The sequence below is a fragment of the Acidovorax kalamii genome (assembly GCF_002245625.1).
Taxonomy (GTDB): domain Bacteria; phylum Pseudomonadota; class Gammaproteobacteria; order Burkholderiales; family Burkholderiaceae_C; genus Acidovorax; species Acidovorax kalamii.
Map to the genome: position 1 here is coordinate 134,662 of NZ_NOIG01000008.1, position 20,517 is coordinate 155,178.

The window sequence follows — 20,517 nt, forward strand, 5'->3', positions numbered from 1 at the left end:
CCTGCAGCGAAGGGGGCTTGGAGGTATGGGGCGCCCGTCAGCGGGGGCTGCGGACTGTGTGCCCCGGGCGACGCGTTGAAGCCATCACGTACAAAGCGCTTGAACGTGTGCAGACCCCGCTCCCAGGCGAGAGGGAACGGGGCCCATGCCGACGACGCCCACCAAAGCGTCGCCAGCTTGCCTGCGCAGCGTGCGCGGCGTGCTGCCGAGGGAACGTCTGAGCTACAGGGCGCTTAGGACGGCCGCTTCATCTGGCAGGACGTGGGCTGGGCGCTGATGTAGTTGTCCCATGCCACTTCGGAGCGGAAACCGTAGCCGGTCTTTTCGGCGTCGTACTTCACGCCCTTGCTGCCCTGCTTGGCCCAGATGCCCAGGTACAGCGGGGCTTCGAGCTGGTGGTCGGTCTTGCGCATGCGCACCTCGCCCATGGGGCTCTTGTAGGTCATGTTTTCCAGCGCAAAAGCGACCTTCTTGGCGTCGGTGGACTGGGCCTTGCGCATGGCCTCACGCAGCATGTGCATGCTGTTCCAGTGAGCGGCAAACACAAAGTCGTCGCCTGTCTTCTTCTTGTAGTCCACGTAGATCTTTTCCAGCTCGGGGGTGGGGGCGTTGTGCACCCAGTTCCAGATCACCCCGACCTTGCCTTCGCCCCAGGGCCCGATCTGCGCGGGCGTGCCGGGGTTGTTGGCGTTGAGCGTGAAGTAGTTGATGTTCAGGCCGTAGTCGCGCGAGGACTTGAACAACAGCGTAAGGTCGCTGCCCCAGTTGGAGGTGATGACGGTGTCGGCCTTGGTGGCGGCGATCTTGGCCACGTACGAGGCGAAATCGCGCGTCTGGGCGATGGGGATGAAGTCATCGCCCACGACCTCGATGTCAGGCCGTTTGCGCGCCAAGTATTCCTTGGCGGCCTTGGAAACCTGGCGGCCGTGGGTGTAATCCTGGTTGAGCAGATACACGCGCTTCACGTCCTTGCGGCCTTGCAGGTAGGTGGTCAGCGCCTCCATCTTCATCTCGCTCGACGGATAGAAGCGGAAGTGCCAGAAGCTGCAGCGCTCGTTGGTGAGCTGCGGGTCCATGGCGGCGTAGTTCAGGTACACGGTCGCGCGCTCGGGGTCGCGCTCGGCGAGCTTGTTGAGCGCATCCACCAGCGCCAGCGCCACGCCCGAGCCACCGCCCTGGGTGATGTAGCGCACGCCCCGGTCGGTGGCGGCCTTGAGCGCGTTCAGGCTCTCCTGCGGTGTGCCCTTGTTGTCGAAGTCCATCACCTCGAACTTGGGCTCGTTGGGCCCGGCCTTGGCATTGACCTGCGCCACCACCTCACGCAGCTGGTTGAGCGAGCTTTGGCCGGTGAGCGCGAACGGGCCGGACAGCAGGTCGATAAAGCCGATCTTCACCGTCTCGGCCGCACCGGCATGCGCGGACATCACCAGCGCTGCGGCGCATGCGCCGGCCTTCAACCAATGGCGCGGCCATTTCCGGGGAACCAAATTCATGTCTGTCTCCGTGGGGTGGGTGGTTGGGAAAGAAAGGAAAGCCAAAACCGAAGGCCGTCAGCGCATGGCCGTGTCATTCGCCGCCAAACACCGCGCCATGGCGCTGCCGCAGCTCGTTTTTCTGGACCTTGCCGGTGCCGCCCAGCGGCAGGCTCTCGACAAACAGCACGTCGTCGGGCAGCCACCACTTGGCCACGCGCTGCGCCAGAAAGTCCAGGATCTGCGCCTTGTCCAGCGACTGGCCTGGCTTGCGCACGATGAAGAGCAACGGGCGTTCGTCCCACTTGGGGTGCTTGACGCCGATGACCGCCGCCATGGCCACCGCAGGGTGGGCCACGGCGGCGTTCTCCAGGTCGATGGAGCTGATCCACTCGCCGCCTGACTTGATCACGTCCTTGGTGCGGTCGCGGATCTGCACCACGCCCTGCGGGTTGATGGTGGCGATGTCGCCCGTGGGGAACCAGCCATCGACCAGCGCCGAACGCTCGGCCTTGTGGTACCGGTCCACGATCCACTGGCCGCGCACCATCAGCTCGCCCTGCGCCACGCCGTCGCGCGGCAGGCTGGCGCCGTTTTCATCCACCAGCTTGAGTTCGATGCCGAACACCGACTTGCCCTGCTTGGCCACCAGCGCGTGGCGGTCCTCGGGCGGCAGCTCGGCATCGGCCGCGCCCAGCACGCTCATGGTGGCAATGGCCGTGGTCTCGGTCATGCCCCAGCCGTGGCGCACTTCCACGTCGTACACGTCGTTGAACTTGGCGATCAGCGCCTTGGGCATGGCCGATCCGCCCACGCCCGTGCGCCGCATGGTGGTAAAGCGCAGCCCGTGCTGCTCCACATGCTGGATCAGGCCCATCCAGATGGTGGGCACGCCCGCGCTGACGGTGACGCGCTCGGTCTCCATCAGCTCGTACAGGCTGGCAGCGTCCAGGCGCGGGCCGGGCAGCACCAGCTTGGCGCCGCCGATCAGCGCCGCATAGGGCAGGCACCAGGCGTTGATGTGGAACATGGGCACCACGGGCAGGATGGTCTCCCGCGCGCTGATGCTGAGCACGCCCGGCATGCAGGCCGACAGGGCGCTGAGCACGAGCGCCCGGTGCGAATACAGCACGCCCTTGGGGTTGCCGGTGGTGCCCGACGTGTAGCACAGCGCCGCGCCAGCCTTTTCATCGCACAGGGGCCAAGTGAAGCGGTCGGCCTGGCGGGCCACCAGCGTCTCGTACGCCTCGACGCCGGTGACTCCTTGCAGGTCGATGGAGCCCAGCGTGTCGGCATCACACAGCGCCACCCAGTGCCGCACGCGGGGGCACGACGCCGCAATGGCACGCACCAGCGGCGCAAAGCTGGTGTCAAACAGCACCACCTCATCGTCGGCGTGGTTGACGATGTAGGCGAGCTGCTCGGGGTGCAGGCGCGGGTTGCAGGTGTGCATGACCATGCCGCTGCCCGACACGGCGTAATACGCCTCCAGGTGGCGGTGGTTGTTCCAGGCCAGCGACCCCACCACGCTGCCAGGGCGCAGGCCCAGCGCCTGCAATGCGTTGGCGAGCTGCCGGGCGCGCTGGGCCATGTCAGCAAAGCGGTAACGGTGCAGGCTTCCATCGGTATCGCGCGAGACGATCTGCTGATCGCCGTACTGGTTCTCGCCATGCTCAAGAATGGCCGAAATCAGTAAGGGTCGGTCCATCATGCTGCCGGGCTGGTGCTGCTGCTGCATTGCCGTTGTCTCCTAGGATGTGCGCCTTGCTGCATCGCGGCACCCATAGGGGGCCGGTGCAGAGCCCTCTTTACCGGGGCGGGCACATCGTCGCAAACAACGCGGGGCGGGCTTGTCGTGTGCGCGACTGCAGCGAATGCAGACTGCGCGGCCCCTGCAGCCCACGCTGCCGAAACAAGACGGCGCGCCGCCGCCCGCTTGTGCACAATCGCCCCAGGTGATCCCGCCCTTCGCCGCAGCTTTACGCGGCCCCTCCTGCCCGTGTGGCGCTCTCGCATGAACAGAAACCTGTGGCTGCTGGCCCTGTGCCAAGGCCTTTTTCTCACCAACAACGTCGTCTTCATCGCCATCAACGGGCTGGTGGGCCTGCAGCTCGCGCCGTTTGGCTGGATGGCCACGCTGCCGGTGATGGGCTACGTGGTGGGCGGGGCACTGTCCACCCCGCTGGTGGCGCGCACGCAGTCGCGCTGGGGGCGCAAGGTGTCGTTCCAGATCGGGCTGGCCGTGGCCGTGGCATCGGCCGCCCTGTGTGCCTGGGCGGCGTTCAGCGCCAGCTTCTGGCTGCTGTGCACCGCCACGGTGGTGGCGGGCTACTACAGCGCCAATGGCGGGCTGTACCGCTTTGCCGCGGCCGAACTGGCCACGCCGGACTACCGTGAAAAGGCCGTGTCGCTGGTGCTGGCCGGTGGCCTGCTGGGGGCCGTGGCGGGCCCCAACCTGGCCAGCGCCACGCGCACGCTGTTCCCGGTGCCTTTTGCGGGCGCCTACATTGCGCTGATCGGCGTGGCGCTGTTGTCCATGCTGTGCATGTCGGCCATTCGCTTCGAGGCGCAACCCGTGGTGCTCAATGCAGCGGGCCAGCGCGAGCAGGGCCGCCCCCTCACCGTGCTGATGCGCCAGCCCGCCTTCATCGTGGCCATTGTGGGCGCCGCGCTGGGCTACGGCGTGATGAACCTGCTGATGGCCGCCACGCCGCTGGCCATGCAGGTGTGTGGCTTTGACTTCGACGCCTCGGCGCTGGTGCTGGAATGGCACGTGATCGGCATGTTCGCGCCCGGCTTTGTCACCGGCCACCTCATCAAGCGCTTTGGCGTGCTGCCCGTCATGGGCGTGGGCGTGCTGCTGAACTTTGCCTGCGTGGCCGTGGCGCTGATGGGCCTGGAGCTGCACCACTTCGGCATTGCGCTGTTCTTCCTAGGTGTGGGCTGGAACTTCCTGTTCACCGGCTCCACCACGCTGGCGATGACGGCCTACCGCCCGGAAGAGAAGGACCGCGCCCAGGCAGCCATCAACTTCTGCGTGTACGCCACGCTGGCGCTGAGTGCGTTTTCATCCGGCGTGCTGGTCACCACCCAGGGCTGGACGCTGCTGAACGCCGGGTCGCTGGTGCCCATCACCCTCACCGGGCTGGCGCTGCTGTGGCTGGCGCTGCAGCGCCGCCGCGCTGCGGTGGTGTGACGCCAGCGCCAGAGGCCGCCACCTCGGCCTGCAGCCACTGCGTGAAAGCCGCCACCGTGGGGTCGGGCTCGCGCGCAGGTGGCATGAACAGGCTGTAGCCCCGGGCCCCCGTGTCGGCATGTGGGTGGGCCAGGGCCAGCGTGCCCGCGTCCAGCTCGCGCTGCACAAAATACTGCGGCACCAGGCCCACGCCCAGGTCGGCGCGCACAGCCTCCACCAGCATCGAGAAAAGATCGAACCGGTGGCCGCCCAGCCGGTGTTCCGGCACGCGGGTGATGCCCGCGCGCGCAAACCAGTCGTCCCAAGCACCCAGGCGCGAGCTGAGCTGCAGCAGCGGCGCGGCGCGGAAGTCGCCCCTCGCCATGGCCCGCCGGTGGCGCGCGCCGGGCGCACACACGGCCACCACCACCTCGCGCATCAGCGGCGTGGCCTGGGCGCCGGGCCAGCTCGCATCGTCGTACTGCACGGCCAGGTCGAACGGCAGCTCGGCCATGTAGGTCTGCGTGGGAAACACCTGCAAATGCAGACTGCAGTGGCGGTGCCGGGCCAGAAAGGCAGGCAGGCGCGGCAGCAGCCAGCGCTCGGCAAACACGGGCACGCAGCCCACCAGCAGGCGCGTGCCGTCGGGCCGCTGGGCCATGGCTTCGAGCGTATGGTTCTGCAGCCGCAGCAGGTCGCCCACCACCTGGCCGTGGTAGCGCCGCCCGGCGGGCGTGAGGCGCGAGCCACGCGCGCTGCGCTCGAACAGCAGCACGCCCAGCTGGGCCTCCAGGTGGCGAATCTGCTGGCTGACGGCGCTGTGCGTGATGCACAGCTCCTCGGCCGCCTGGCTCACGCTGTGGTGGCGGGCCACGGCCTCGAAGGCCAGGAGGGCGCGGGTGCTGGGGATGTGGCGGTGCATGGAAGGGGCAGGCAAAGCGGGGAGGTGTAAGAAAAACTTTCAGCCCGCCAAATTAAAGCAAAGCGGGCGCCGCGCACTCGCGCGACGATGCGGGGCATGCAAGCTCCGCGCCCACGGTGGGGAGCTGCGCCTTTCATTGCTGCTTTTGCTTTGCCCTACCTTTCCATGACATCCACTCCCTCCCGCATCCGCCGCCCCCACGCCACCCACGCGCTGTGCGCCATTGCCCTGGCCGCCGCCACCTGGACGGCGCCCGCCGCCGCACAAAGCGCCGTGGCCTCGGCGCCAGAGAAGCTCAGTCCCGCCGTGGAGACGGCCTTCACGCGCCTGCTGGCCGCGCCCCGCATCACCCAGCTGATGGACGCGGTGCGGGCCGACCACACCCGCTCCATCGACGACCTGAAGATGCTCACCGAGATCGAGGCGCCACCCTTCAAGGAGCAAAAACGCGCCGAGGCCTTTCTGGCGCGGCTGCAGGCCCTGGGCCTGACGCACGCCACCATCGACGCCGAAGGCAATGTGGTGGGCCTGCGCAAGGGCACGGGCAAGGGGCCCAAGCTGGTGATCTCGGCCCACCTGGACACGGTGTTCCCTGCGGGCACCGATGTGAAGGTGAAAGAGCAGGACGGCAAGCTAATGGCCCCCGGCATTTCGGACAACACCCGCAGCCTGGCCGTGCTGCTGTCGTGGCTCAAGGTGCTGAACGAGCAGAAGATCGAGACCGTGGGCGACCTGCTGTTTGTGGGCAATGTGGGCGAGGAGGAGCTGGGCAACCTGCGCGGCATGAAACACCTGTTTGCCGAGCACCGCGACATCGACGGCATGGTGGCCCTGGAGCCCGCCGCCGACGGCAACGTGCTGGTGCTGGGCACGGGCAGCCACCGCTACGAGGTCACCTTCAAGGGCCCGGGTGGCCACAGCTACGCCGCATTTGGCCGCGTGCCCAGCGCCATCCACGGCATGGGCCGTGCCATTGCCAAGATCGCCGACATCAAGACCCCCAGCTACCCCAAGACCACCTTCACCGTGGGCACGGTGGGTGGCGGCACCTCGGTGAACACCATTGCGCCCGATGCGCGCATGGCGGTGGACATCCGCTCGGACGCGATGGCGCCGCTGCTGGAGACCGAAAAGAAAATCCTCGCCGCCATCGACGAGGCCGTGGCCGAAGAAAACCAGCGCTGGGGCGTGCAGTCGCTCAGCGTGTCGCACAAGCTGATTGGTGACCGCCCGGGCGGACAGACCGCATCGGACGCCCTCATCGTGCAGGCCGCCGTGCGCGCCAACCGCGCGCACGGCCGCAAGACCACCCTGGGCGGGGCGAGCACTGACGCCAACGTGCCCATGTCGCTGGGCATCCCGGCCATCGTGATGGGCGGCGGCGGCAAGACGGGCGGCTTTCATGCGCTGTCGGAGTGGATCGACCTGACCGACGCCTGGCAAGGCGCGCAGACCTCGCTCATCACCGTTCTGGGCCTGGTGGGTGTGCAGGGGGTGAGCGAGCCGCTGCTGGAAAAACGGAAGAAGTAAAAAGCCCTCCATCCGTTCGGGCTGAGCCCGTCGAAGCCAGGGCACCGCCCCGGCGCAGGTAGTGGAAGAAAAGACCGGAAGAATTCACGTTTGTTGACACAGGGCATCGGCCCGGGTGCGTACCATCCGCCCTGGGGCGCCTGCGGGCGGGTTCCTCTCATCCGTCCTTCTTCCTCCCTTCCCCTTTCTTTTTTCTTCCGCAGGAGATCACCATGGGCTTGCTCGATTCCGTCTTGGGTGCCGTCATCAACAACGCGTCGCAGGGCGGCGCACAGGCCTCGGCCGGCGGGCTGGGCGGGCTGCCGGGTTTGATGGCCAAGTTCCAGCAGGCGGGGCTGGGCAATGTGATTGCCTCGTGGCTGAGCAGCGGGCCCAACCAGGCGATCTCGGGCGAGCAGCTGTCGCAGGTGCTGGGCAGCGGGCCGCTATCACAAATCGCCGCGCAGCTGGGCGTGGGCAGCAGCGCCGCCGCAGGCCAGCTGGCCCAGGTGCTGCCGGGCCTGGTGGACCAGCTCAGCCCCCAGGGCCATGCGCCGCAGGGCGGGTTTGGCAATGCCAGCGACCTGTTGGGGATGCTGGGTGGATTGCTTCAAAAATGATAGCTTCTAGCGCTTGATGGGAGCACGCGAGGAGATTTTTCTCTCTCCAGGCCCCCGCGCACGGACGCCGGTTACCGTTGCAAACAACTCAGAGAACTGCTCACACCCTTTTCCCCGAAGAGTCCCCTAGCATCCCGGGCCACCACCCGGCCAGCGCTGCCTGCCACGAACGGACGCTGCCGGGGTGACCGAGCGCACACACAACACTTCGAGGGAGTTTTCAGCATGAGCAACGGCAACCCGGCAGCCCACGGCACCGATCCCCTGGCTGCGGCCGCAACGGCCATCGCAGGGCCCAACACCGCCACCACCCCCCTGCCACCCGGCCTGCCGGAGGTGTGGAAAAAGCGGTTCGAGCTGATCGAACGCGCTGGCGGCCTGAAGATGACCCGGCTCAAGGACCTGAGTTTTGGCGAGCGCATACGCTGCAACTTCAACCTGCTGGCAGGCCTGTTCGGCCCCATCTACTACGCCACCAAGGGCATGTGGAAGCGGGGACTGGCCTACGTCGGCCTAGGGCTGGCGGGCATCGTGATGCTGGAGACGCTGATCAGCCTGGCGGGCTTTGGTCACCTGCTGGACGGCGTGCATTACACGGGTGGTTGGATTGGCCTGTTCGCCTACCAAGCCAACCGCGACTATTACAAGAAGATTGTGCTGGGCGACAATCGTTGGCTGTGACCCCTGCGCCTGCGGGCGTGCGCTGCATCCGCGCCGCCTGGATCGCTGCGCTGCTCACGGGCTCCATGACTGCGGCCGTCACCCTGGGCGCCAGCCTGGGCACCAATGGCTTCAACTATGTGCCCTGGATGTGGCTGGACGTGGTCCTGATCGCCGCGCTGGGGTGGGGCCTTTACCGGCGCAGCCGTGTGGCGGCGGCGCAGATGCTGCTGTACTTTGCCACGGCCAAGGTGCTGGCAGTGCGGCGCGACTTGCAGACGCTGGACGACCCCAGCTGGAGCGACGCCCTGGAGAGCCTAGACGCCTGCACCGCCGGGGGCTGGGTAGTGGCGCTGGCGTTCACTGCGGTGTATACCCTGGGGCTCTATGGCACGGTGATGTACCGACGGCAGCAGCAGCTGGCGCCAGCGGTCGGTCCAGAGCACGGGTCGTCTCTAAATTGATAGCTATCAGCGCTTTCTCAGTCTCAGTAAGCGCCGCAGCCACTGTTCGCTCAAAAAGTTCCGACAGCCCCCGGCGCCCGCAAATGGGCGCCAAGAAAGCCGCGTTGATTCTTCACCGTGGCAAGGGGCAGTGCTGCACCAGCCAGCCGCGCAGCCTGTCAAAAACGGGCGCGGCCAGCTCAGGGCTTTCATTGAACAGCTCGTGGTATAGCGGCTCGAAACAGTGCGACTGCACCAGGGCCTGGGGCGCGGCAGCGGCAAAGGCACGGCTGCCTGCGGGGTTCACCAGCTTGTCGCTGCCCGCCCAGATCAGCAGCGTGGGCACGCTCCAGTGCGCGGCGCGTGCCACGGTGGCGGGGCCGCCGTCAGCGATGAAGCGCGCCAAGCGGGCGCTGATGCGGTCGTGGCACAGCGGGTCGGCCAGGTAGGCGGCGGGCACGGCCGGGTCGTGCGAGAGGTACTGCGCATCGAGCCCGTTGCCCACGCGCAGGTTGGGAGCCACACGGGGCAGCGTGGCCAGCAGCAGCTTTTGCACGGCGTTCAGGCCCGGGTCCAGCGCGGGGGATGACAGCACCAGCGCATCGACAGGCCGCAGGTGCATGGCCACAAACCGCGCGGCGACCAGGCCACCCATGCTGTGGCCCAGCAGCACCAGGGGCTGGCCTTGCGGCATGCGGGCGCGGGTGGCGTCCACCAGGTCGGTCAGGTCGTCGAGCAGACGCAGGTCGCTGGTGAGGCCGCCACGTGGCCCGGTCGATTCGCCGTGGCCGTAATGGTCGTAGCCACGCACGGCAAACCCCCAGTCGTTCAGCCTGCGCGCCACAGGGTCGTAGCGGCCCACATGCTCGCCCAGGCCATGCACCAGCAGCACGGTGCCCCGGCAGGGTTCGCCCTCGGGCAGAGGCCAGTCCTGCACGGCCAGGGTTTCGCCGTCGCTGGCGGTGAAGGTGGTCAGGGTCGAGGGGGTCAGGTCGTCGGCGTTCATGGGCAGCGGGGCTGTCAGGGGGATGGCACGCAGCATACCCGGCAGGCTTCAAAAGCCCAACGCAAAAAAAAGGGGCTGCATGGACTGCAGCCCCTCAGAGCCTGTTTTCAGGGACGGTGGGTGACCGGGGTCAGGCGGCCTGAGTGGTGGCTGCAGCCTGGTGCTGCGCCATGCCCGCAATCACCTGCGCCACGGCGGCGGTGAGCTTCTTGGCATAGGGCACATGCAGGAACTCGTTGGGGCCGTGCGCGTTGCTCTTGGGGCCCAGCACACCGCAGACCATCATCTGCGCGGTGGGAAAGCCTTCGCTGAGCATGTTCATGAGCGGGATGGTGCCGCCCTGGCCGATGTAGCCGCAGGGTGCGCCAAAGTGCGCCTGCGAGGCCTCGTTGAGCGCCTGTTCGAACCAGGGCGTGGTGCTGGGCGCATTCCAGCCCGTGGCGCCGCTCGTGCCCTGGAAGGTGACCTTGGCCTGGTAGGGCGCGTTGTCTTCGAGCAGGGCTTTGAGCTCCTGCACAGCGGCGGCGGCGTCCACCAGAGGCGGCAGGCGCAGGCTGAGCTTGAAGGCGGTGTAGGGGCGCAGCACGTTGCCTGCGTCCTGCAGCGCGGGGAAGCCCTCGGCACCGGTCACAGAGAGCGTGGGCTCCCAGGTGCGCTTGAGCAGCGCCTGCACCGGATCGGTGGTGGTGGGCAGCGCAAAGGTGGTGGCACCGCCGCAGTCGTAGTGCGCCCAGGGGAAGCGCTTGTACACCTCGTCGCCCAGGATGGCGGCAGTGGCGCGGGCTTGCGCCAGGCGGTCGGCGGGCACTTCGCAGTGGAAGCTGGCGGGCAGCAGGCGGCCGGTGGCGCTGTCTTCCAGGCGGTCGAGCACCTGGCGCATGATGCGGAACGACGAGGGCACCAGGCCCGATGCGTCGCCGGAGTGGATGCCTTCGGTCAGGATCTCGACCTTGAGCGTTCCCGTGGCCATGCCGCGCAGGCTGGTGGTGAGCCACAGCTGGTCGTAGTTGCCCGCGCCCGAATCCAGGCACACCACCAGCGCCACGTTGCCCATGCGGGGCTTCAAGGCCTCGATGTAGGGCAGCAGGTCGCGCGAGCCGCTTTCTTCGCAGGTTTCGATCAGGCCCACGATGCGCGGGTGGGGCACGTTCTGGCGTTTGAGTTCCTGCACGGCGGCGATGCTGGCGTAGACCGCGTAGCCGTCGTCGGCGCCGCCCCGGCCGTAGAGCTTGCCGTCCTCGTACTTGGGCGTCCAGGGGCCGAGGTCGTTGCGCCAGCCGCTGAACTCGGGCTGCTTGTCCAGGTGGCCGTACATGAGCACGGTGTCGGTGGCGCCCGCCTGGGTAGCGTCGATTTCAAAGAACAGCACAGGGGTGCGGCCTTCCAGGCGCACCACTTCAAGCTTCAGGCCTTCGACCTTTTGCGATTCAACCCAGGCGGCGGCGTTGCGCACCACGGTGTCGAGCAGGCCCTGCGCGGCCCAGTCGGGCGAGAACATGGGCGACTTGGCGGGGATGGCGATGTAGTCGGTGAGCTGGCGAACAATGTCGTTGTCCCAGGCCTGGCTGACCCGTTCAAGGGCCAGGGCGGGTTGCAGGGCGTGGGCGGGGACTCGGGCGTTCATGGACAGCTCTCCTGGATGGGGGGAATGGGAGCCTGAGTGCCGTCCCGTTCGGGTTGCGACGGGACGGCCAACAGGTTCTTGTGGGCCAAAACCAGCATTCCAACACAAGCCCCGTGCATATGCCACCGGGCGCGGCCAAACACCTGCAAAGGGCTCTGTTGCGCCGCAGCATGTGCCTGGCGCCGGCGGGGCACCCGCCGGGGTTTCGCGCGGCTCAGTACCGGGAGACGGGATGGGTCTCGGGGTTGTCCAGGTTGGCGCGCTGTGCGGACGGGCGCCGCAGGCCCGTGGCCACCTCCACGCGGTTGCGGCCGTTCTCCTTGGCCTGGTAGAGCGCGCGGTCGGCGGCGGCGATCAGCATGTCCCAGCTGTCGCCCGTTTCCAGGCGGCCGCCGAACACGCCAATGCTCACGGTGACGGCAATGTTGGTGCCGCCGGGCTCGGTGCGGGTGTCGCTGCCCCCTTCGGTGCTGCCAATGCGGCACCGGGACTCGGCCACCGCGCGGCACAGCTCGCGCGCCAGCTGTTCGGCGCCCAGCAGCGTGGTGTCGGGCAGCACCACCATGAACTCCTCGCCACCGTAGCGGCCTACCAGGTCCTGCGCGCGCACCCGGCCACGCAGCACCTCAACCACATGGCACAGCACCTGGTCGCCCACCGGGTGGCCGTAGCGATCATTCACGCGCTTGAAGTGGTCGATGTCCACCATCATGAGTGCGATGGGTTCGCGGGTGCGCACGGCACGCGAGACATCGCGGTCCAGCGCGGAGATCAGCGAGCGGCGGTTGGCCACACCGGTGAGCGGGTCGATGGCGGCCATGATGCGGTTGTTCTCGTCGGCCTGGTCGCGCGCCATGAACACAAAACCCATGGAGCTGATGAGCACCACCGAAAACGTGGCCAGAAAGGTGAGCGTCTGCAGCGCGCTGGCCTGCAGGATGCCGGAGGCCACGGCCGTGCTGCTCAGCGCCAGCAGGGCGCGGCCGCTGAGCACGACGGCCTCCAGCGCCAGCCCCGCCACCAGCAGCCACTGCCCGCGCCCCACCGTGGCATCGCGGCGCTCCAGCGCCGTGGCCAGGGCCCACACGGCCTGCAGGCTGATCACCAGGCCCACAAAACTCACACGGGCCGCAAAGTTGTCGATGAAGGCGATCACAAAGCCGGTGACCAGTGCCGGGGGCACCAGCAGCAGCCCCCACCCGGCCGGGCGGCCCTGGAACTGGCGGATCGCTGCAATCATGCCCACAAACACGCAGGACAGCAGCAGGTTGCCCAGCACCACAGACAGCAGGTCGGGCACCAGGCCGCGCAGCATGATGAGGCCGTGCCCAATGGCGTTGACCAGCAGGGCCGCCGCCCAGCGCCCCAGGCCGTCGCGCCGGCGCCCCCAGCCCACCACCGCCATGGAGGCGGCCATCATCAGCGAGCTGACAATGATCATTGCCAGCATGGTGGGAACGTGGGCAGCCATGGAGCGCGGGGGGCCTGTGGGAGGGGTGGTGGGTCAGCCCAGCATAAACCAAGCGGCGCGGCGCGCGAAACAGCAATGTGCCATCCCCCAGGCGCCCCGGCGGCGGGCTGGCACCATCCGCCCTTTCCGCACTCCGGGGACTGAGGGCACGGTTCAGTGCAGCTGCGCGGGTTCACCCCGGCGGCGGCCACCAGTGGGGGCACTGCCCGGCGCCCGCAGGGCCGGGCCGGGACCGCTGCCAGCCTGTGGCGCGGCCAGGGCTTGCAGGTCCTCATGCCCGTCACCCGCACCGTGGTGCAGCTTGAACACCTGCACCGCGCCCGCCAGCCGCGTCGCCTGCTCCCGCAGGCTTTGTGCGGCAGCGGCCGACTGCTCGACCAGCGCGGCGTTCTGCTGGGTCATCTGGTCGAGCTGGTTCACGGCGGTGTTGACCTGGCCAATGCCGTCCGACTGCTCACCCGAGGCGGCCGTGATCTCGCCAATGATGTCGCCCACGCGTTTGACGGAGCCCACGATCTCGTCCATGGTGCTGCCGGCGTTCTGCACCAGGCGCGCGCCCGATTCCACCCGCTCCACCGAGGCGCCGATGAGCGCCTTGATCTCGCGCGCGGCCTCGGCGCTGCGCCCGGCGAGGTTGCGCACCTCGCTGGCCACCACGGCAAAGCCCCGGCCCTGTTCGCCCGCACGGGCGGCTTCCACGGCCGCGTTGAGCGCGAGGATGTTGGTCTGGAAGGCGATGGAATCAATCACGCCAATGATGTCGGCGATCTTGCGCGAGCTTTGGTTGATGTCGCCCATGGTGGTGACCACCTCGCCCACCACCTGGCCGCCGCGTGCGGCCACCTCGGCGGCGCTGCTGGCCAGCTGGTTGGCCTGGCGCGCTGCGTCGGCCGACTGGCGTACGGTGGCGGTGAGCTGGTCCATGCTCTGCGCGGTCTGGGCCAGGCTGCTGGCCGTGGCCTCGGTGCGGGCCGACAGATCCTGGTTGCCGCTGGCGATCTCGGCGCTGGCGGTGGTGATGCTGTCCACCGCCGTGCGCACCTGCTGCAGCATCTGGGTGTAGCGCTGGCGCATGCCCTCGACCTCCTGCACCAGCGCGCCGATCTCGTCACGCCGCGTGGTGCGGAAGGCCTCGGTCAGGTCGCCCTGGGCCACGAGCGTGATGGCCTGGGTCAGGTCCTGCAGCGGGCGGCTCACGCCCCGGCGCAGCATCACGAACAGGCCGATGGCCAGCAGCACCACGGCCATGGCCATCAGGCCCCACACGGCCAGCGTCACGCGGCGCTGGCTGGCCATGGCCTCGCCATCCGCCACCTCGGCCACCACCCACCAGCCGCCGCCGGTCTTGCGCACCAGTGCCCAGGGGTCCGTGGCGCCCGCGCCCAGCACGGGGGCGGCCTCGCGCACAAAGCCGTCCTGTGACGCGGCCAGGGCTTCAAAGAAGGGGCGGGCCTGCGGGTAGGCCTCCAGCACGCGCTTGCCGCGTGCCGTGGGGTGGTACACAAACACCGCCTTGTCGAGCGAGGTGCCGGGGTTGATCACGTAGGTGCCGCCGTGTTCGAAGAACTTGGTCTGCGTGACCTGCTTTTGCAGCATGGCGTGGAACACGCTGATGTCGTTGCCGATGAACAGCAGCGCAATCACCTTGCCCGAAGCATCCTTGGCGGGCAGGTAGTGGCCCATGTAGGGCTTGCCGCCCGCCACGGTGACGCCGGTGTAGGGTTCGCCCTTGGACACGGTGGCATAGGCCGGGTCGTCCTTGCCCAGCGGTGTGCCCTGCTGGCGCTCGCCCTTGTCGTTCTTCACCGAGGTGGTGATGCGGATGAAGTCGTCGCCCTTCTTGGCGAACACCGTGGCGATACCGCCGGTTTCGTTGGCGAATTTATCGACCGAGCCATAGTCCTCGTTAACCAGCGCGCCGTAGCTGCGCAGCTCGCCCGTGGCCTCGTCAAGCTGCATGGTGGCCTCGAAGTAGCGCTGGAAGCCCTTCATGGTGAGCTGCACCAGCTCGCGGTTGGTGTTGTCGGCCGCGTCCAGCGACTGCGCCACGCTCTGCGCCGTGTCGCCCACGCTGGCCACCACCTGCGCGCGGGTGCTGCGTTCGGTCAGCACCGCAATCGCCAGCCCCACCAGCACCAGCACCAGGGCCACCAGCCCAATGGCGGCCAGCGTGACCTGCCGCGCGACAGAACGGTTGTTGGCCAGGGATGCTGCCATGGGGGATGTCTCCTGCGGGTGAATACAAATGCACAAAGCCGGCTGGGCCGGTCTGCTCTGAATCTACGGCCAGAGTCTTGTTACATTTATTCACGCATTCCCTTACGCAATTGCGCGGACTGGAGGCGCGGGGCGATTGCGCTTAGGCGCTCACTGCTGACACCATCAGTGCCCGATCCCGCCAGCCCAGGCCTTCGGACGTGCCGGCCGCCGGGCGGTATTCACACCCCACCCAGCCGCGGTAGCCCAGCGCGTCCAGCGTCTCGAACAGGAACGGGTAGTGCAGCTCGCCCCGGTCGGGTTCGTGGCGGCCGGGCACGCCCGCGATCTGGACATGCGCCACGCGGCCCGTGGGCAGGTAGCGCTGCAGCTTGGTGGCCACGTCGCCCTCCACGATCTGGCAGTGGTACAGGTCCATCAGCACCTGGAGGTTGTCGGCCTGCACGGCGTCGAGCAGTTCGTGCGCATGGTCCTGGCGGTTCAAGAAATAGCGCGGCACGTCGCGCAGATTGATGGGTTCGATCAACACCTTGCGCCCGGCGCGCGCGGCCTCGGCAGCCGCCCAGCGCAGGTTGCCCGTGCACAGGTCCTTGAGGGATTCACGCTCCACCCCCGGCGGCACGATGCCCGCGAGCACATGGATGTGCGGGCAGTCCAGCGCCTCGGCATAGCGCAGCGCCTCGTGCACGCCCGCGCGGAACTCGGCCTCGCGCCCGGGCAGCGCGGCCGTGCCCCGCGCACCTTGCTCCCAGGCCGTGGCCATGGCGGCGCGGTCGGCGCCACCGGCCGGGGCGTTCATCAGCACCAGCTGCAGGCCGTGGTCCGCCAGCCGCGCGGCCAGCTCGGTGGGCGCGAACGCGTAGGGGAACTGGCATTCCACCGCTGTGAACCGGTCGCGCGCGGCGGCGGCAAAACGGTCTAGGAAGGGCAGCTCGGGGTACATCAGGCTCAGGTTGGCGGCGAACTGGGGCATGGCAGGCGGGGGCGCAAGACAACAAGGAACGCAAGGAGAACGCGGCAGCTTATCCTGCACGGCGCGCACGCCCTCGCACACCACACCCAAAGTGCAAGCAAAAAAGGCCTTCTGCGCGCGATGAACATGCCTTTGTAGCTACAATTTTGATAGCATTACACTCAACCCACAAAACGCCCGCCCACCATGCGCATCGGAGAACTCGCCCGCCGCACCGACACCACGCCCAAGGCCATCCGCCTGTACGAAGCACGCGGCCTGATGGGCGCTGTGGCGCGTGCGGGCAGCTACCGCCACTATGGCGAGGCCGATGTGGCGCGTGTGCTGCTGATCCGCCAGGCCCAGGCGCTGGGTTTTCGGCTGGCGGAGCTGGACGGCCTGCCCCACATCGACACCACCGCGGGCTGGGAGCGCATGGCCCAGCTGGTGGCCCAGCGCCGCGCCGCCGTGGCCCAGGAGCTGGCCCGCCTGGCTGCGCTGGACGCCCAGCTGGCCGTGCTGGAGGCCGAGCTGCACACCTGCGACACGCTAGCCGTACCCGCCACGCCCCAGACCTGCGTGGCGCCCAGCGCGTTGGTGGACCAGCCGCCATCTGCACATTCCGCACGTCGTTCGACACCACATCGGCATCTTTTGACCTGACCGCTTGACTCTGCCCCATGGGGCAAGGTGAGCATGCCTCCATCAACAACTTCTGTGTGATGGAGATTCCGTGACAAAACAACACATCCTGGTCATCCTGGGCCACCCCGCCGCCGACAGCCTGTGCGCGGGCATGGCACACGCCTATGCCGAGGGCGCGCGCCAGACGGGCGCCGACGTGCGCTTTCTGGACCTGGGGCAGCTCGCGTTCAACCCGCTGTTCCAGGGCTATGGCGCGGCGCAGCCGCTGGAGCCCGACCTGCTGGCCGCGCAGGCCGACATCAGCTGGGCGGACCACCTGGTGTGGGTCTACCCCATCTGGTGGGGCGCCATGCCCGCGCTGCTCAAGGGTTTCATCGACCGCGTGCTGCTGCCGGGGTACGCGTTCAAGTACCGCCAGGGTTCGTCGCTGTGGGACAAGCTGCTGGCCGGGCGCTCGGCCGAGCTGCTGGTGACCATGGACTCACCGCCCTGGTACTTCCGCTGGGTCACGCGCATGCCGGGCCACCACCAGATGAAGAAGGCCATCCTGGAGTTCTGCGGCATCCGGCCCGTACGGGTGCACAGCTTTGGCCCGGTGCGCAGCGCCAGCACCGAGCGGCTGGCGCAGTGGGTGAACGCCGCGCGCCAGCTGGGCAACCGGCAGGCCCGGCGCGGGCCACCGGACCGCAGCGCACGGCCGGTGGTGTCGCCCTCGGCTACGGCTACGGCTTCGGCAACAACGACACCTTCGACGCCGACGTGAAGGCCGACACCGCCGCGCGGCCCACGGCCGGGTCGTCGGTGAAGAACCCGTCGATGCCTGCACGCAGGTAGGCCGTGATCTCGGCCACGCTGTCGCCGCGCACCGTGCCGTCGGTGGCGGGTGCCTTTTTCAGCCCGGCGGGTAGGAAGGCGTTTTCGGGCCGCAGCGTCCAGATATGCACGCCCAGGCCTTCGGCACGGGCGCGCGCCACCAGCGGGGTGGATTCGCCCGGCACGCCGTCCTTGACCGGCACCACCAGGGTCTTGAACGGGCCAATGGCATTGGCATAGGTGGCCACCTGCTTCAGGCCTTCGGGCGTGATCAGGTCGGCATAGGCACGCGTGTTGGCCGCACCCTGGGCCACAAAGTCATACGGCCGGCCCGAGGGTGCCACCAGCTGCACCAGGCGCACGCTGCTGAGCTTGCGGATCGCCTGCAGGTTGCTGACCTCGAACGACTGCACGAACACAGGCGCATCCTTGTGGTTCCAGCCGTTCTTCTCCAGCACGGCCAGCAGCGGCGCCTCCAGCGGCAGGCCGATGGACTGGAAGTAGGTGGGGTGTTTGGTCTCGGGGTAGATGCCGATGGTGCGGCCCGTCTTCGCGCTCTGGGCCTTGGCCAGATCGATGACTTCCTGCAGCGTGGGCACCTCGAACTGGCCGTTGTAGGCCACGTTGGCCGGGCGCTGCGCGGGGATGCGCTCGCGGGCGCGCAGGGTCTTGAGTTCGGCCAGCGTGAAGTCTTCGGTGAACCAGCCGGTGATGGCCTGGCCGTCGATGGTCTTGGTGGTCTTGCGGCCCGCGAACTCGGGGCGGTCCACCACGTCGGTGGTGGCTTCCTTCACCGAGCCGTCGGCGTTCAGGATGGCGATGGCGTTCTCGTGCCGGGCCACCAGCACGCCGTCCTTGGTGATGACCAGGTCGGGCTCGATGATGTCGGCGCCGTCGTCAATGGCCTTCTGGTACGCGGCGAGCGTGTGCTCCGGCCGCAGGGCCGAGGCGCCCCGGTGGGCAATGACGGTGGGGGTGGGCGGCCAGGCCTGGGCGACGGCGCCCAGCGCCCAGGTGGTCAGCAGCGCGGCAGCAGTCACGGCGCGCAGTGCAATGCGTTTCATGCGGATCTCCTCTAAACGGAGCCCGCACCTTAGCCGATGCGGTTGACAGCGGCGTGTCGCCGGGGCGTACACCCCGGTAAGCGCTACGCGTGTTCGAAGTGGAAGACAGCCGTGCCCGCGCGCGCGTTGGGCAGCCAGCGCACTTCTTCGCCATCCTGCAGCCCGAAGGAGTCCAGGATGCGCAGGCTGTTCTTGGTGGCCAGCACTTCGAAGTCCTTGTAGGTGCCCACGCGGATGTTGGGCGTGTCGTACCACTGGTAGGGCAGGCGCCGCGTCACGGGCATGCGCCCGCGCAGGATGGACAGACGGTTGGGCCAGTGCGCAAAGTTGGGAAACGCCACCACACCCGTGCGGCCCACGCGCGCCGTTTCGCGCAGCATGGTTTCGGCATTGCGCAGGTGCTGCAGCGTGTCGATCTGCAGCACCACGTCAAAGCTGTTGTCGCCAAACATGGCGAGGCCTTCGTCGAGGTTGAGCTGGATCACATCGACGCCGCGCTGCACGCAGGCCAGCACGTTGGCGTCGTCAATCTCCACGCCGTAGCCGCTGCAGCCTCTGCTGCGCTGCAGGTAGTCGAGCATGGCGCCGTTGCCACAACCCAGGTCGAGCACGCGCGAGCCGGGGGGCACCAGGCGCGCCAGGGCTTGCATCGCCGCTTTGTCCGTCATGCTTGCAACTCCTTGGCAATGCTATCGAAGTAAGAGCGCATTACGCCCATGTAGCGGGCGTCATCGAGCAAAAAGGCATCGTGCCCGTGGGGCGCGTCGATCTCGGCATAGCTCACGCGGCGGCGGTTGTCGAGCAGGGCCTTGACGATCTCGCGGCTGCGCTGGGGCGAGAAGCGCCAGTCGGTGGTGAAGCTCACGAGCAGAAACTTCGCCGTGGCGCGGGCCAGGGCGCGCGTGAGATTGCCACCGTGCTTGCGGGCGGGGTCGAAGTAGTCGAGCGCGCGCGTGATCAGCAAATAGGTGTTGGCGTCAAAGTAGTCGCTGAACTTGTCGCCCTGGTAGCGCAGGTAGCTTTCGATCTGGAATTCAATATCCTGGGTGCTGTATTTCAGCTCCAGGCCTTCTCTCAGTTGACGCCCGAACTTCTCGTTCATCACGTCGTCGCTGAGGTACGTGATGTGGCCGATCATGCGCGCGATGCGCAGGCCGCGCTTGGGGATCACGCCGTGGCGGTAAAAGTGGCCGCCGTGGAAGTCCGGGTCGGTCACGATGGCGCGGCGGGCCACTTCGTTGAAGGCGATGTTCTCGGCCGTGAGGTTGGGCGCGCTGGCCACCACCACGGCGTGGCGCATGCGCTCGGGGTATTGCAACGTCCAACTCAATGCCTGCATGCCGCCCAGGCTGCCACCCAGCACGGCGGCCAGCTGCTGGATGCCAAGGCGGTCGAGCAGGCGGGCCTGGGCATTGACCCAGTCCTCCACCGTGACCACGGGGAAGTCCGCACCATAAACCTCGCCCGTATCGGGATGGTTGTGCATGGGGCCGGTGGAGCCAAAACAGGAGCCCAGGTTGTTCACGCCGACCACGAAGAATCGGTCGGTGTCCACGGGCTTGCCCGGGCCGATCATGTTGTCCCACCAGCCCTCGCTCTTGTCCTGCCCGGCATACACGCCCGCCACATGGTGAGAGGCGTTGAGGGCATGGCACACGAGCACGGCGTTGGAGCGGTCGGCATTGAGCGTGCCGTAGGTCTCGTAGGCCAGGTGGTAGTCGCGGATGGACGCTCCGCTTTGCAGCGGGAGCACCTCCGGAAAATGCATGGACTGGGGCGTGGCAAAAAAAGACATAAAAAAACCCGGCGTCGCTAAAAACGAGGCCGGGCAGATGTGTCGGACGGGTCTTTAGCAGGATTTATAAAGCGCCCGCAAGCTGTGGCAAATCGGCGCGTCCGGCAAATATACCAAAAGCGCCTGCCG

General features: G+C 67.9%; 18 protein-coding genes. 7 read left to right on the forward strand and 11 right to left on the reverse strand.

The annotated features are described in order from the left end of the window. Positions 1 to 233: 233 nt before the first annotated feature. Positions 234 to 1,493, reverse strand: a complete 1,260-nt coding sequence (locus tag CBY09_RS12000; protein ID WP_094289821.1) for a branched-chain amino acid ABC transporter substrate-binding protein — start codon at positions 1,491 to 1,493, stop codon at positions 234 to 236. Positions 1,494 to 1,566: 73 nt separating this feature from the next. After that, a complete protein-coding gene (locus CBY09_RS12005; RefSeq protein ID WP_240515699.1) occupies positions 1,567 to 3,210 on the reverse strand; it encodes a long-chain-fatty-acid--CoA ligase in 1,644 nt (547 codons plus the stop codon). Between the two features lie 276 nt (positions 3,211 to 3,486). On the opposite strand from CBY09_RS12005, the gene CBY09_RS12010 reads away from it, so the two are divergent. Continuing rightward, positions 3,487 to 4,668, forward strand: a complete 1,182-nt coding sequence (locus CBY09_RS12010; RefSeq protein ID WP_094289823.1) for an MFS transporter — start codon at positions 3,487 to 3,489, stop codon at positions 4,666 to 4,668. On the opposite strand, the gene CBY09_RS12015 is transcribed toward CBY09_RS12010, so the two are convergent. Then, positions 4,610 to 5,569, reverse strand: coding sequence for a LysR substrate-binding domain-containing protein (locus tag CBY09_RS12015; protein WP_094289825.1), 960 nt, complete (start codon positions 5,567 to 5,569; stop codon positions 4,610 to 4,612). The genes CBY09_RS12010 and CBY09_RS12015 overlap by 59 nt on opposite strands. 165 nt (positions 5,570 to 5,734) lie before the next feature. On the opposite strand from CBY09_RS12015, the gene CBY09_RS12020 reads away from it, so the two are divergent. From CBY09_RS12020 to CBY09_RS12035, 4 genes are all read left to right on the forward strand, one after another. Continuing rightward, positions 5,735 to 7,099 carry a M20/M25/M40 family metallo-hydrolase gene (locus CBY09_RS12020; protein WP_094289827.1) on the forward strand — a complete coding sequence of 455 codons (1,365 nt, stop codon included), beginning with the start codon at positions 5,735 to 5,737 and terminating at the stop codon, positions 7,097 to 7,099. 212 nt (positions 7,100 to 7,311) lie between these two features. After that, the gene (locus CBY09_RS12025) at positions 7,312 to 7,698 is read left to right on the forward strand and encodes a YidB family protein (RefSeq protein WP_094289829.1); all 387 of its coding nucleotides are present in this window, start codon (positions 7,312 to 7,314) and stop codon (positions 7,696 to 7,698) included. Positions 7,699 to 7,923: 225 nt separating this feature from the next. Continuing rightward, positions 7,924 to 8,379 carry a DUF2628 domain-containing protein gene (locus tag CBY09_RS12030; RefSeq protein ID WP_094289831.1) on the forward strand — a complete coding sequence of 152 codons (456 nt, stop codon included), beginning with the start codon at positions 7,924 to 7,926 and terminating at the stop codon, positions 8,377 to 8,379. Continuing rightward, entirely contained in the window at positions 8,376 to 8,822 is a 447-nt protein-coding gene (locus CBY09_RS12035; RefSeq protein ID WP_094289833.1) for a hypothetical protein, read from the forward strand. The genes CBY09_RS12030 and CBY09_RS12035 overlap by 4 nt, the downstream gene beginning before the upstream one ends. A 112-nt stretch (positions 8,823 to 8,934) precedes the next feature. Here the strand turns inward: CBY09_RS12035 and CBY09_RS12040 are convergent, their stop codons facing one another. The 5 genes from CBY09_RS12040 to otnI all read right to left on the reverse strand — a co-directional run bounded on the left by CBY09_RS12040 (position 8,935) and on the right by otnI (position 16,092). Next, a complete protein-coding gene (locus tag CBY09_RS12040) occupies positions 8,935 to 9,807 on the reverse strand; it encodes an alpha/beta hydrolase (RefSeq protein ID WP_094290195.1) in 873 nt (290 codons plus the stop codon). A 130-nt stretch (positions 9,808 to 9,937) separates the two neighbouring features. After that, the gene (locus CBY09_RS12045; RefSeq protein ID WP_094289835.1) at positions 9,938 to 11,431 is read right to left on the reverse strand and encodes a M20 family metallopeptidase; all 1,494 of its coding nucleotides are present in this window, start codon (positions 11,429 to 11,431) and stop codon (positions 9,938 to 9,940) included. A gap of 214 nt (positions 11,432 to 11,645) precedes the next feature. Next, the gene (locus tag CBY09_RS12050) at positions 11,646 to 12,902 is read right to left on the reverse strand and encodes a GGDEF domain-containing protein (RefSeq protein ID WP_094289837.1); all 1,257 of its coding nucleotides are present in this window, start codon (positions 12,900 to 12,902) and stop codon (positions 11,646 to 11,648) included. A gap of 153 nt (positions 12,903 to 13,055) precedes the next feature. Beyond that, positions 13,056 to 15,119 carry a methyl-accepting chemotaxis protein gene (locus CBY09_RS12055; RefSeq protein ID WP_094289839.1) on the reverse strand — a complete coding sequence of 688 codons (2,064 nt, stop codon included), beginning with the start codon at positions 15,117 to 15,119 and terminating at the stop codon, positions 13,056 to 13,058. Positions 15,120 to 15,261: 142 nt separating this feature from the next. Next, complete coding sequence (gene otnI / locus CBY09_RS12060) at positions 15,262 to 16,092, reverse strand: 2-oxo-tetronate isomerase (RefSeq protein ID WP_094289841.1); 831 nt, start codon at positions 16,090 to 16,092, stop codon at positions 15,262 to 15,264. A 186-nt stretch (positions 16,093 to 16,278) separates the two neighbouring features. On the opposite strand from otnI, the gene CBY09_RS12065 reads away from it, so the two are divergent. Both CBY09_RS12065 and CBY09_RS12070 read left to right on the forward strand, forming a co-directional pair. Continuing rightward, on the forward strand, positions 16,279 to 16,734 hold the full coding sequence (locus tag CBY09_RS12065) for a MerR family transcriptional regulator (protein WP_094289843.1): 456 nt from the start codon (positions 16,279 to 16,281) through the stop codon (positions 16,732 to 16,734). A gap of 70 nt (positions 16,735 to 16,804) precedes the next feature. After that, positions 16,805 to 17,479: an NAD(P)H-dependent oxidoreductase gene (locus tag CBY09_RS12070; RefSeq protein WP_205734131.1), complete on the forward strand. Its 675-nt coding sequence runs from the start codon at positions 16,805 to 16,807 to the stop codon at positions 17,477 to 17,479. Here CBY09_RS12070 and CBY09_RS12075 read toward each other — a convergent pair. The 3 genes from CBY09_RS12075 to metX form a co-directional block, all read right to left on the reverse strand. After that, positions 17,439 to 18,593: a glycerophosphodiester phosphodiesterase gene (locus tag CBY09_RS12075; protein WP_094289847.1), complete on the reverse strand. Its 1,155-nt coding sequence runs from the start codon at positions 18,591 to 18,593 to the stop codon at positions 17,439 to 17,441. The genes CBY09_RS12070 and CBY09_RS12075 overlap by 41 nt on opposite strands. Before the next feature lie 83 nt (positions 18,594 to 18,676). After that, complete coding sequence (gene metW, locus CBY09_RS12080) at positions 18,677 to 19,261, reverse strand: methionine biosynthesis protein MetW (protein WP_094289849.1); 585 nt, start codon at positions 19,259 to 19,261, stop codon at positions 18,677 to 18,679. Then, positions 19,258 to 20,388, reverse strand: a complete 1,131-nt coding sequence (gene metX, locus CBY09_RS12085; RefSeq protein ID WP_094289851.1) for a homoserine O-succinyltransferase MetX — start codon at positions 20,386 to 20,388, stop codon at positions 19,258 to 19,260. The genes metW and metX overlap by 4 nt, the downstream gene beginning before the upstream one ends. Positions 20,389 to 20,517 lie beyond the last annotated feature (129 nt).